At 65.6% G+C, this 11,557-nt stretch carries 12 protein-coding genes; 4 read left to right on the top strand and 8 right to left on the bottom strand.

All coding sequences use genetic code 11. From position 1 onward, the window contains the following. From FJ311_01590 to FJ311_01605, 4 genes are all read left to right on the top strand, one after another. On the top strand, window positions 1-1,017 hold a 1,017-nt coding region (locus FJ311_01590; GenBank protein MBM3950130.1), incomplete at its 5' end, for a cytochrome C552. A gap of 8 nt (window positions 1,018-1,025) precedes the next feature. Continuing rightward, the gene (locus tag FJ311_01595) at window positions 1,026-1,436 is read left to right on the top strand and encodes a copper-binding protein (GenBank protein MBM3950131.1); all 411 of its coding nucleotides are present in this window, start codon (window positions 1,026-1,028) and stop codon (window positions 1,434-1,436) included. Window positions 1,437-1,600: 164 nt separating this feature from the next. Further along, on the top strand, window positions 1,601-3,232 hold the full coding sequence (locus FJ311_01600; protein MBM3950132.1) for a nitrite reductase: 1,632 nt from the start codon (window positions 1,601-1,603) through the stop codon (window positions 3,230-3,232). A gap of 149 nt (window positions 3,233-3,381) precedes the next feature. After that, complete coding sequence (locus tag FJ311_01605; GenBank protein ID MBM3950133.1) at window positions 3,382-4,578, top strand: NnrS family protein; 1,197 nt, start codon at window positions 3,382-3,384, stop codon at window positions 4,576-4,578. 1 nt (window position 4,579) lies between these two features. Here FJ311_01605 and FJ311_01610 read toward each other — a convergent pair whose 3' ends face one another. The 8 genes from FJ311_01610 to FJ311_01645 all read right to left on the bottom strand — a co-directional run bounded on the left by FJ311_01610 (window position 4,580) and on the right by FJ311_01645 (window position 11,525). Further along, window positions 4,580-5,314: a Crp/Fnr family transcriptional regulator gene (locus FJ311_01610; protein MBM3950134.1), complete on the bottom strand. Its 735-nt coding sequence runs from the start codon at window positions 5,312-5,314 to the stop codon at window positions 4,580-4,582. Window positions 5,315-5,362: 48 nt separating this feature from the next. After that, window positions 5,363-5,764 (bottom strand): bacteriohemerythrin, encoded by a 402-nt coding sequence (locus FJ311_01615; GenBank protein MBM3950135.1) that lies wholly within the window; start codon window positions 5,762-5,764, stop codon window positions 5,363-5,365. Window positions 5,765-5,782: 18 nt separating this feature from the next. Next, on the bottom strand, window positions 5,783-6,286 hold the full coding sequence (locus FJ311_01620; GenBank protein MBM3950136.1) for a hypothetical protein: 504 nt from the start codon (window positions 6,284-6,286) through the stop codon (window positions 5,783-5,785). Next, window positions 6,283-8,463, bottom strand: coding sequence for a hydrogenase iron-sulfur subunit (locus FJ311_01625; GenBank protein MBM3950137.1), 2,181 nt, complete (start codon window positions 8,461-8,463; stop codon window positions 6,283-6,285). Before FJ311_01625 ends, FJ311_01620 begins: the two co-directional genes overlap by 4 nt. Beyond that, entirely contained in the window at window positions 7,854-8,693 is an 840-nt protein-coding gene (locus FJ311_01630; protein MBM3950138.1) for an SCO family protein, read from the bottom strand. Before FJ311_01630 ends, FJ311_01625 begins: the two co-directional genes overlap by 610 nt. Before the next feature lie 95 nt (window positions 8,694-8,788). Then, window positions 8,789-10,483: a cytochrome C oxidase subunit I gene (locus FJ311_01635; GenBank protein ID MBM3950139.1), complete on the bottom strand. Its 1,695-nt coding sequence runs from the start codon at window positions 10,481-10,483 to the stop codon at window positions 8,789-8,791. Between the two features lie 9 nt (window positions 10,484-10,492). Further along, window positions 10,493-11,038 carry a cytochrome C oxidase subunit II gene (locus tag FJ311_01640; GenBank protein ID MBM3950140.1) on the bottom strand — a complete coding sequence of 182 codons (546 nt, stop codon included), beginning with the start codon at window positions 11,036-11,038 and terminating at the stop codon, window positions 10,493-10,495. A 301-nt stretch (window positions 11,039-11,339) separates the two neighbouring features. Continuing rightward, the gene (locus tag FJ311_01645) at window positions 11,340-11,525 is read right to left on the bottom strand and encodes a hypothetical protein (GenBank protein ID MBM3950141.1); all 186 of its coding nucleotides are present in this window, start codon (window positions 11,523-11,525) and stop codon (window positions 11,340-11,342) included. Window positions 11,526-11,557: the final 32 nt, after the last annotated feature.

Genomic DNA, 11,557 nt, shown 5'->3' on the forward strand with positions numbered 1-11,557 from the left:
ACCGCCGTCCCCGCGCCGGCGGCGGCACCCGCGCCGGCGCAAACCGCCGCCGCGCCGACCGGCGGCGCCGGGTCAGGCCCGGTCGATTGGGCCAAGGCGCCCGCTTTCGACGCGGTGCTGTTCTATCCCGGCCAGGCGTCGATCGAATGGCTGCTCAAGGGTACCGACCACGGCGGGGCGCGCAACATCCGGCGCAAGAACGAGCGCTGCTTCGAATGCCACGGCAAGGAAGCCGCCGAGATGGGCCAGAAGATCGTGACCGGGACCAAGGCCGAGACGACGCCGATACCCGGCAAGCGCGGGAGCATTCCCGTCAACATCCGCGCCGCCCACGACGGCAAGAACCTCTATCTTCGCTTCCAGTGGCCGGACGCGCCGCACGCGCCGGTTCCGTTCGCGCCGGGCGGCAAGATGGACCCCGACAATCAGGTCAAGCTCGCGATGATGGTCTCGGGCGAAGGCGTCGAGTTGGCCGCCATCGCCGGCTGCTGGGTGTCCTGCCACCACGATTCGCGCACCATGCCCGACGCGCCGAAGGACGACGCCCTCAAGGCGAGCCCGCTCAAGGACCGGTTCGACCTCGCGCACGGCGTCACCAAATACATCGGCGACACCCGTACCGAGCTTTCCGCCGACACGCCGCGCGGCGGCTGGGACAAGCTGAAACCCGCCGCCGAGATCGAGGCCTTGAAACAAAAAGGCGCGTTCATGGATATGGTGCGGTTCCGGAGCGGCGGCGCGCCGGAAAGCGGCCATGTTCTCGAACAGCGGGTCATGAGCGGCGGACAGCCGGTCAAATTCGAGGGCGGACTCGCGGGCGGTACCTGGACCGTGACGATGACGCGGCCGCTGAAGGCGGAGAAATCGGGCTATGCCTCGTTCGAGCCGGGCAAGCTTTATACCGTCACCTTCGCCATCCACGACGATCATACCGCCGCGCGGTTCCATCACGTCTCGCTCGATCTGCAGCTCGGAATCGACAACCCGCAGGCGCAAATCAACGCGGTCAAGCAGTAGGCGACGCGATGCGTCGGTGGAGCCTTGCCGTTTCGGTTGTTTTCCCGGTCGCTTTCGGCGTCGCGGCCCAGGTTCCGGTCGACAAGGACACCCAGGAAGTCTGCGCCGAGGCCGAACAGCGCTTCGCCGCGCAAGGGGGCAAGAAGGACCCCGGCGTGGTGATGGTGCTGATGTACAAGTACCGCTTCTGCCCGCCCAACCTGACGGTCAAGTCGGGCACGACCGTGCGCTGGATCAACGTCGACAAGCGCACCAGCCACAGCGTCTGGCTCAAGGAAGCGGGCCAGCCGGAATCCCCCCGGATGTTCAATTTCGAAACCTATGAGTTTCCGTTCACCATGCCGGGAAAATACCCCTATCTGTGCGGCCCCCACTGGGAGCAGGAAAAGATGGTCGGCCACGTCACGGTCACCCCGTGATCGGCCCGGCGATCCCGGGCCACGCGCGAACCGTCAATTGACCTCCGTCAAGGATTGCCCCTACCCGGTTTAGGTAAATTCACAAAAGTCGAAGGACGAGGGCCGGGTCCCGTGCGTCGCCCGGTTGGGGTTCGATCGGTGTCCCAAACATTTAGGAGCTGACCATGTGGAAAGGATTTCGTACCGCGTTGATGCTATCGGCGCTGCCGTTGGCGATCGGAACTGCGAACGCCCAGCAGGCCGCGCCCGCGCCGACACTCCCCAAGGAGGCCAAGGAAGCCAGCGCCAAGATTTACTTCGAGCGCTGCGCCGGCTGCCACGGCGTGCTGCGCAAGGGCGCGACCGGCAAGAGCCTTGAACCCGCGGAGTCCGAGAAGCTCGGCCAGCAGCGGCTCGAGAAAATCCTCTCCGACGGCACCGAAGGCGGCATGCCGAATTTCGACGACATCCTGACCAAGGACGAGATCAAGCATCTCGCCACCTATCTCCGCATGACCCCCGACGTTCCGCCGGAATGGGGCATGAAGGAAATGAAGGCGTCGTGGAAAGTCCTGGTCGCGCCCGACAAGCGGCCGACCAAGCAGATGAACAAGGTCAACCTCAAGAACGTCTTCTCGGTGACGCTCCGCGATGCGGGCGAGGTCGCCCTGATCGACGGCGACACCAAGAAGATCTGGGGTATCGTCAAGACCGGCTACGCGGTCCACATCTCGCGGCTCTCGTATTCCGGCCGTTACGTGTACGTGATCGGCCGCGACGGCCGTCTCGACATGATCGACATGTGGTTCGAGCAGCCGACCACGGTCGCGACCATCAAGATCGGCCTCGACGCCCGCTCGGTCGACACCTCCAAGTTCAAGGGCTACGAGGACAAGTACGCGGTCGTCGGTTCCTACTGGCCGCCGCAGTACGCGATCCTCGACGGCCAGACCCTGGAGCCCTTGAAGATCGTCTCGACCCGCAGCATCACCGTCGACGGCGAATACCACCCCGAGCCGCGCGTCGCCTCGATCGTGTCCTCGCAGATCAAGCCGGAATGGGTCATCAACATCAAGGAAACCGGCCTGATCAAGCTGGTGGATTATTCCGACATCAAGAACCTGAAGGAAACCACCATCGAATCCGCCAAGTTCCTGCATGACGGCGGGTGGGACGCGTCCAAGCGCTACTTCCTGGTCGCCGCCAACGCCTCCAACAAGATCGCGGTGGTGGACACCAAGGAAGGCAAGCTCGCCGCCCTGGTCGACACCAAGCCGATCCCGCATCCGGGCCGCGGCGCCAACTTCGTGCATCCCAAGTTCGGCCCGGTCTGGGCGACGTCGCACCTCAAGGCCGACGTCATCACCCTGATCGGCACCGATCCGGAAAAGAACAAGCAGCACGCCTGGAAAGTGGTCCAGGAACTGAAAATGCACGGGTCCGGTTCGCTGTTCGTCAAGACCCACCCCAAGTCCAACAACCTGTGGGCGGACGCGCCGCTGCACCCCGAACCCGAGGTCGTCGAATCGGTCACGGTCTACGACCTCAAGAACCTGGACAAGGGGCCGACCACCATCAACGTCGCCAAGATGGCCGGCCTGCCCAAGACCAAGGCGCTCCAGCGCGTCGTCCACCCCGAGTACAACGAGGCCGGCGACGAGGTCTGGTTCTCGGTCTGGGCCGGCAAGACCGACCCCTCCGCGATCGTGGTGATCGACGATAAGACCCTAAAGGTGAAGGCCGTGATCAAGGATCCGAAGATGATCACGCCGACCGGCAAGTTCAACGTCTACAACACGCAACACGACATTTACTAGCCGCGCGCGAGCGCGTATCGTCGGCCCCGGGGGTACTCCCTTCCCCCGGGGCTTTTTTTTATGATCTGAGTATTTAACCCCGGTCAATGTACGCCGGCGGCGCGCGGCTCATGGTTGCGCGACACTTGTTCAGATGGCGACCGAAGTCGATGCGCGCGTTTCTCCACGTATTCCTGTCCCACGGTTTCCGCCCGTTCTTCCTGTTTGCCGGCGCTTACGCGGTCATCGCCGCCGCGGCCTGGCTTGCGATCCTGCACCGGCTGTACACCGGCACGGCCGGTTCCTTTCCGCACGGCGCGATGCCGCCCCATTTCTGGCACGGCCACGAAATGCTGTTCGGCTACGTCGCTGCGGCCGTCGCCGGGTTCTTCCTGACTGCGGTTCCGAGCTGGACCGGCCGCGCCCCGGTGCGCGGCGGAACGCTCGGCGCGCTCGCGCTCGCCTGGATCGCCGGACGGATTGCGTTGTGGGGCGCGGCGGCGCTGCCGCCGCTGCTGGTCGCGATCCTCGATCTCGCCTTCGTGCCGTTTCTCGCAGCCCTGGTGATCCGGGCGCTGGCGGGCGGCTGGTCGAGGCGCAACGCGATCTTTCTTCCCGTGTTCGCGGCGCTGTTTGCCGCCAATCTTCTCTATCACCTGGATGCCGCCGGGATCGCTCCCGGTTATGCCGGGCGCGGCCTCAACCTCGCCCTCGACACCGTGCTGTTCCTGATCGCCGTGCTCGGCGGGCGGGTCGTTCCCGCCTTCACCACCAACGCGCTCCGGCGCGCGGGCGAGGAACGCCTGCCGGTCTCGCGCGCGCCGCTCGAAGCCGCCGCGCTGCTCGCCGTCGTCGCGCTCGCCGCGGTCGACTTTCTCGCGCCCGACGGACGCGCGGCCGGCGCCGTCGCCGCGATCGCCGCCGTCCTGCACGCGGCTCGATTCGCGGGTTGGCGCGGCCACCGCACGCTCGCCGAGCCGATCCTGTGGATCATCCATCTCGGCTATCTTTGGCTGATCGTCGGCTTCGCCCTCAAGGCGATGGCGCTGCTCGGCGGGTGGCTGCCGCCGACCGCGGCGAGCCACGCGCTCACCATCGGCGCGATCGGCTGCATGACGCTCGGCGTCATGTCGCGGGCGGCGCTCGGCCATACCGGACGCGAGCTGCGCGTGGCGCCGGCGATCGTCGCCGCCTATCTGTTGGTGACGGCGGCGGCGCTCGCGCGCGTCCTCGGGCCCGCGCTGCTGCCCGCGTACGCGCTCCAGGCGCTCGCCGTCACCGCGGTCCTGTGGATCGCCGGGTTCGGCCTGTTCACTTATATATATGTCCCGATCCTGCTTCGGCCGCGCGCGCGGGCCGAAGGATAGATCAGCGCGACGCGGCCATGTCGGTGCGATCGGCGCCGGCGCAGAACCGGGCCAGCCGGGCGACGTCGGCGACGATCACCCGGTGGTTTTCGGTCTTGACGCCGAGCTTGCGCAGCTTGGCCAGCACGCGCGACAGGCTTTCCGGCTTCATGGCGAGCCGCGCGGCGAGCAACGATTTGTCGTAGGGCAACGCGATCACCGCCGAACCTTCCCGCACCGGACAGCGCTTGAGGATGAATTCGGCGACTCGCTCGGTCGCGGAACGGGTCTGCAACTGCTCCGATTCGTTGATCAGGTGATGAAGACGGGCCGACAGCGACGCCAACATGCCGAGCGCGATCTCCGGTTCCGATTGGACCCATTGCCGGAACGGCTGATTGGAGATGCGAACCAGTCGGGCGTCTTCCGCGACCAGGGCGCTGGCGGGGTAGCGGCCGCCCAGGAACATGGCCGCCTCGGCGAAACACTCGCCACGGCTCAGGATGTGAATCACCGCTTCGTCGCCGTGGGGCGTCTGGCGAAAAAGTTTCACCCATCCCGACAGCACCACGAAGAAACCGTCGGCCGCGTCGCCTTGCTGGAACAGCAGATGCCCTTTCGGATAGGTGCGCGGGGCGGCGCCCTTCAGCAACGTCTCCAGCTTGTCGCCCGGAATCCTGTTGAAAATTGTCAGTTGGCGGACGATGTCGAGATCGTCATCCGTCATGCGCGGAAACCCCTCTTTTTTTTCCGCCATCCAGAATAGCGGCTTTGGGATGAAAATCCAGCCGAACCGACGGGGGGGCTACACGCCGAGGACGCGGTGGAGCCTCGCGTCCTGCTCGCGGAAGTGGTCGACGAACCAAGCCTTGAGGCGGCCGCCGAACTCGGCGCGGAACGTCTCGTCGTCCTCGCTGCCCTCGTAGCTGTCCATCAGGTCGCGGATTTCGTCGAGCAGACGCTCGTGATCGAACTTGTGCGCCGCGTAGCCGTCGTAGCGGCGCTCGCGCATGACCGATTCCTCCAGCGCGAAGTGGGCCGAGATGCGCGCGTACACCTCGCCGAGGAAGGCGACGATGTTTTCGCGCGAACCGTCCCCGGCCAAATCGGCATACAGGCTGTTGAGCAGATTGATCATTTCCTGGTGCTCGTGATCGAGCGCCGGAATGCCGGTCTTGAAGTCGTCTCGCCATTCGATCAGGGTCATGATTCCGTTTCCTCATCCTCAACGGAACACGAAGCCGCCGGTCGCGGCACGGAAGTCGACCGCCAGGCTCTGGCGGGGCGCCAGCGTCGCCTCGGTCGCGCCATGATAATCGAATCCCTCGCCGCGCGGAGAATCCCTGAGCCGCGCCTCTATGCGGTGCGTGCCCGGCGCGACGACGAACCGGCGATGAACGTTGGATGGAAAATCCTTGGCGAAGCCCTTGGGCGGAAGCGATTCGCGGAACAGGATCTTGCCGTCCACCTCAAGCTCGACCAGCAGCGCGACGCGCTCGCGCGGACACACCAGCTTGCGGCGCATGTTGGGGGCGAGCTTGGCCAGTTCGTCGGCCGCGCGCTCGCGGCATTCGCCCGCGGGCTTGCCGCCGTGGGTGAACGACAGCACGATCTGAGCTTGATCCGGCGGCGCGGGCGCGTAGGCCGGGCCGTTGGCAAACACGCCAAGTATCGCGGCGAAGATAGCGTAGGTGACGCCTTGTCCGACGAGCGCGAGGGGACGGATCATGCGCGCTCTCCCGCGGCTTCGGCGACGCGGCGTTTATCGGCGGGCGGAAACGACGGCGCCGGCTTGAGCGCCGCGAGCTGCGCTGCGAACGCCGACAGCTCGGCGGCGATCGCGCCCTTGTCCGATGTCCAGATCCTCACCAGACGATCGCGGGGGACGCGCGCGCGCAAGGCCGGATCGCGCGCGCCCTCGATCCGCTCCTCGGTCCAGCGCACGCCGAGGCGGGCGCGGCAATGGGCGTTGCGGCAGCCGGTCAGCACCACGCCGTCCGCCAGATCGCGACTCAGGATATAGTCCACGAACGGCGGCGGCAGCATGCCGGTGCACGGCAGACTGACGGCGGCGATGCCGGGGGCCGCGAAATTGGCGACCTTCGCGCCGTGGTCGCAACCGAAGACGAGGATGCGCGGGCGGGCGCGCAAGCCCCGGCTCGCGGCCTCGACCTTGTCACGCAGCGCGGCGGTGGTCAGATCCGGGATTTCGATCCCGGCCACCAATTCGCCCATGCGCCGGAACGGCATCGCCGTCGGGCACGCCCCGGCGCAGATGCCGCAGCCGACGCACAATCCGGGATCGACCACGGGTTCCTCGGGGAACGGCCGGTCATCGGTTCGGCGCCCCATGCGGATGGCGGCGAATGGGCAGTCGGTGGCGCACCGCCGGCAGCCGTTGCAGCTTTCGAGGTTGACGACGGCCGCGGCGACCTTCTTTTCGGGCGGCACCCACGGCAACGCCATCAGCGCGAAACTGCCGCCAACCAGGACGGCCCATGTGAACAGCGGCGACGTCGCCTCGATCAGCGGGTAGACCCACAGGTAATACCAGTCGAGCTTGACCGGCGTCGGCACCTGGGCGAGGTCCGCTGGCCCCTGGCTCATCGCCGGCACGACCAGCGAAAGAACCAGCAGCATCGCCGCCGTCCCGATCGCGAGCCCGCGCGCCGGGTTCACCTTGGCGTAGTTCACCCGCTGCAGGTGGAACCACATGATGAACAGCAGCACCAGCGGCACGGCGACGTGCATGAAGATCATCAGGGTGAAGAACCGGTCGCTGAGCTGGGCCGGCGAGGCGAAATTGCGCGCGATCTGCTCGCCGAACAGCGGCAGCGCGTCCAACCATTCGCTGGTGGCGATCGCGATGTATTGGGCGAGCCGGTCCCACACCATCCAATAGCCGGTGATCCCGGCGGCGAACAGGAACCAAAGGGTCGGAATGCCGGTCAGCCACGAATACCAGCGCGCGCCGCGATAGCGGTCAAAGGCGAATTCGCGCAGCATGTGCACGACCACCATCACGACCATCGCGTCGGAAGCGTAGCGGTGCAGGCTGCGCATCACGCCGGCGAGATACCACTGTTCGTGGGTCATGTACTCGACCGAGCGGTAGGCTTCGTGGACGCCGGTGTCGAAGAAGATGAAGAGATAGAGTCCGGTCCCGCACACGATCCAGAAATAGTACCAACCGAGCGCGCCCAGGCACGAAAACGGATTCCAGCGCGGCCCGAAAATCCGATCGAAGAGATTTTCGGCGTGTTCGAACAGGAAACGGAGCGGGGCGCGGACGGCGTTCACGCGGGAAACCGACGCCCGCCGGCTCGGCCCCCGCCGGGCGGCCGGAAATGCCTCAACCACGCGCGTGCCACCACGAAGCCGATAGCGAACAACGTCAACGCGCCGACGCCGACGATGATCGGTACCCGGTAATCGAACCGGTAGCGGCCGATCGACGGATCGTAGATGGTGCAGTAGAGCTTGACTCGTCCCACGATCCCTTCCCAACTCGCGAGCGACGAGAAGCGACCGAACACCAGATCCTTGAGCGGCTCGACCAGTTGCTGCGGCTCGAAATCGGCGCCGTAGACCTGGCGGTAGACCTTGCCCTCGGCGTCGAGCAGCGTCACCTGGGCGAGATGGTCGAACCCCTTGGCCGAGGCGAAGAAGATGAACCCGGTTTCCTCGGCGAGGCGGTCGACGGTCGCGGCGTCGGCGCTGAGAAAATCCCAGTTCGGCAGCCGGATGCCCTGGGCGCGGGCGAACGCCTTCATGCGTTCGGGCGTGTCGGCGCGGGCGTCGAATCCGATGGTTATCACCCGGAACGTGTCCCGGCCGATGGACTCCTGTGCCAGTTCGACGCCGTTGATCAAACTGTGGGTGATCAGCGGGCAGACGTCGGCGCAACTGGTGTAAATCAGGTTCATGACCACCGGCTTGCCGCGCAGGTCGGCCAGCGCCACGGGCTTGCCGGAACGGTCGCGGAATTCGTGCGCGCCGACGGTGCGGCCGATCGCCGCTTGGCTGAATTTGAATGCGGCCATGTCGTCGAAGGGCGCGCCGGCGGCCCGCGCGTCCGCGGAAGCGAACAGGACGGCCGACAGAGCCGCCCCCGCGACGATCCCCCACCCGCTCACGGATCGAAACCGATACGCCACCGACTTACCCCTCTCTCGTCCCGCCGGCCCGCCGCATCGCGGCGGGCCGGCCGAACGCTCGTCGAACGGCCGCGTCAGCGGAGCGGCCAAACCTCCGACAGGTACTTCCAGTTGATGAAATAGTAGAGCACGAAGGAGACGAAGAACACCGTTACCAGGATCGCCGTTCCCGGCAGCTTGAGCGTCGCCTCGCTGCCGTAGCTCGCGACCGCCGCGCCGCCGCCGGGATTGACGACCGGATTGCGCTTGATCGCGGCCTCGTCGCGGGGCCTGCCGAAGAACACCGAACCGACCACGACGACGACGAAGATGATTCCGCCCACGGTCGCCAACACCGCCGACAGGCCGTTCAGCCCCATCATCAGAAACGCGGCCGGCGGATGCTCGAACTTGAGCGCCGCGTCGGCGAAGGTCATGTCCCAGTGCCGGCGCGAAACCCCGAGCGTACCCGCCCCCATCATGAAGAAGCTGATGCCCATGACGCCGAGCCCGAACAGGTAAGGCTGCCATTTGGCGAGCGTCGGGAACATGATCTCCTTGCGGAAGATCAGCGGCACCACCAGGTACGTGACCGCCATGAACGCGAGCGTCGTGCCCGCGACCACGGTGGCGTGGAAGTGCCCGGGCACGTAGAGGGTATTGTGCATGATCAGGTTGAGCTGCTCGGAGCCCAGCACCACGCCGGAAATGCCGCCCAGGAACCCGAACATCACCACCGACATGGCCATGCCCGAGAACGCCGGGTTGCCCCAGGGTGCGCGGCGCAGCCAGTCGAACGCCCCTTGGGTGAAGCCGCGTCGGCGTTGCGCCGCCTCGACCGCGCCGGGAACGCTCATGCCGTGGATCATGGAGCCGAGCACCGCGAGATAGATGGCGTAGCTGGTGTTGAACACCTTCCAACTCGAACTGATGCCCGGATCGACCAGCAGGTGGTGCGCGGACGCAAGCTGGAGGAAGGCGATGTAGAGCAGGAACGCGCCCCGGCTCACCTTCTCCGACAGCGGCTTCGCGCCCAGCACCATCGCCGCGATCGTGTACCACACCGCGACGTGCGCGGAGACGTTGATCTGCTGGGACGAATGGCCCATCCCCCACCAAATCACCTTGTACATGAGCGAATCGAGGTGCGGGATGATGCCGATCGACCACAGGAACGTCGGCACCAGAATGATCGCGCCCGAGGCGATGGTGTAGACCGCGATCACCGCCGCCGTCACCGCGCCGAAGGTCACCAACGGGATCGAGCCTTCGTAAGTGCGCTCCTGCTTGGCGATCACCAGCGTGCCGAAGAAGACGAAGCAGGCGATCAGCGCCCCGACCGCGAACACGACCAGGCCGAGATAGAAGTGCGGCGCCGCCTTCATCGGCACGTAGGAGGTGAACATGACGCTCGATTCGCCCTGCAGGACGGCGACGTTGGCCATCAACGCGCCGACCAGCATCAGGACGAAGGCGAACCACGCCCATTTCGGCGCGGCGAGCCGCGAATTGAGCAGGATGGCCGACGCGAAATAGAGGATCGCGATCTCGAAGAAGATGATCCAGAACAGCAGCACGTCGGCACCATGCGCGGTCAGCGCGAGGTAGAACAAGTCGGCGGGCAGGATGTGCACCGCCGGCCAGCGCGTCAGCGCGACCAGCAGGCCGAACAGGCCGCCGATCGCCAGAAACACCACCGCGACCACGGCGTTGATCTTGATCAACGCTTCGGCGTGGCGGCAGACCTTAAGGCCGGTTTCGGGACAAACCCGATGCATGAAATTTGCCATGTTCGCCCCCTATTTCCGTTCAACCACGTGGATGCGGCCGAGCATGTTGTGATGGCCGATCCCGCAGAATTCGTTGCAGATGATGGCGAACTCGCCCGCCTGGGTCGGCGTCACGGTCAGCACCATCTCGTAATCGGGGTGGACCTGGATGTTGATGTTGGTCGGCTGCAGCGAGAACCCGTGCAGCCAGTCCATCGAGGACATGTGCAGCCGGTAGCTTTGGCCCTTCTCAAGCTCGAGGATCGGCCACCATTCCCACAGGCGCGCGATCAGGTAGGCGTCGCCGCCCGCGGGCGGCTTCACAACCGGGATCTTGGTATCGCCTTCCTCGCGCACTTTGTATTTCGCCACGAAGGCCTCGGCCTTGGCCGCGAACGCCTCGGGTTTGATCTTGTAGGCCTCGTTCGACAGATTCTGTTGCCCGGCGATGTGCCAATAGACCATCGTCAGAAACATGATGATGCCCCACAGGAAGGCGATCGTGATCCACACGATCTCCATCTTGTGCAGGGGCTCGTTCCACCACAGTTTGTTTTCCGGAGGTGTGAGTGCCATGATTCGCCCCCTGTCACTGCGCGATCGGGATCTGGGCGATCTCCATGATCCCCCAGATCGTGTAGAGGACCGCCGGCAGCGCGACCCCGATGAACAGAAGCGCGAACGGATTGTCGAGCAGAAGCTGCATCGGCGGCACTCGCTCGTCTTGCGGCGCGCCGGCGGCGCTTCCGGAACGGGTATCGGCCATCTTCGGTCTCCCCATGCGTTGCGAAGAACGCCCGAACGTCGCATGGGGAAGCGGACCGGTGCCTTGACTCACGTCAAATCGGTTAACTGCCTGAATAAATTCGATTTTTCATCATTGGCCGGTCAGGCGACCCAGCCCCCAGAAGCTCGCCAGGGCCAAGGCCAGAAGAATCCCGAAAAAGATCAGCGAACGGTGCTCGAAGCGGGCGCCGCGCCGCTCCTCGATGCGGAGCAGGATTTGATCCGAGACCCAGTACAGCGCGACGGCAACGACGAGGAAGGCGACGGTTTCGATCATGATTCTTCCATCCATCGAAATTGCGGTCGGCT

The organism is Rhodospirillales bacterium (genome assembly GCA_016872535.1).
GTDB lineage: Bacteria > Pseudomonadota > Alphaproteobacteria > Rhodospirillales > 2-12-FULL-67-15 > 2-12-FULL-67-15.

What these genes read in the sequence shown, in the direction of transcription:
- FJ311_01595 (MBM3950131.1), top strand. Translation starts at nt 1,026, where the DNA reads ATGCGTCGGTGGAGCCTTGCCGTTTCGGTTGTTTTCCCGGTCGCTTTC.
- FJ311_01600 (MBM3950132.1), top strand. Translation starts at nt 1,601, where the DNA reads ATGTGGAAAGGATTTCGTACCGCGTTGATGCTATCGGCGCTGCCGTTG.
- FJ311_01605 (MBM3950133.1), top strand. Translation starts at nt 3,382, where the DNA reads ATGCGCGCGTTTCTCCACGTATTCCTGTCCCACGGTTTCCGCCCGTTC.
- FJ311_01610 (MBM3950134.1), bottom strand. Translation starts at nt 5,314, where the DNA reads ATGGCGGAAAAAAAAGAGGGGTTTCCGCGCATGACGGATGACGATCTC.
- FJ311_01615 (MBM3950135.1), bottom strand. Translation starts at nt 5,764, where the DNA reads ATGACCCTGATCGAATGGCGAGACGACTTCAAGACCGGCATTCCGGCG.
- FJ311_01620 (MBM3950136.1), bottom strand. Translation starts at nt 6,286, where the DNA reads ATGATCCGTCCCCTCGCGCTCGTCGGACAAGGCGTCACCTACGCTATC.
- FJ311_01635 (MBM3950139.1), bottom strand. Translation starts at nt 10,483, where the DNA reads ATGGCAAATTTCATGCATCGGGTTTGTCCCGAAACCGGCCTTAAGGTC.
- FJ311_01640 (MBM3950140.1), bottom strand. Translation starts at nt 11,038, where the DNA reads ATGGCACTCACACCTCCGGAAAACAAACTGTGGTGGAACGAGCCCCTG.
- FJ311_01645 (MBM3950141.1), bottom strand. Translation starts at nt 11,525, where the DNA reads ATGATCGAAACCGTCGCCTTCCTCGTCGTTGCCGTCGCGCTGTACTGG.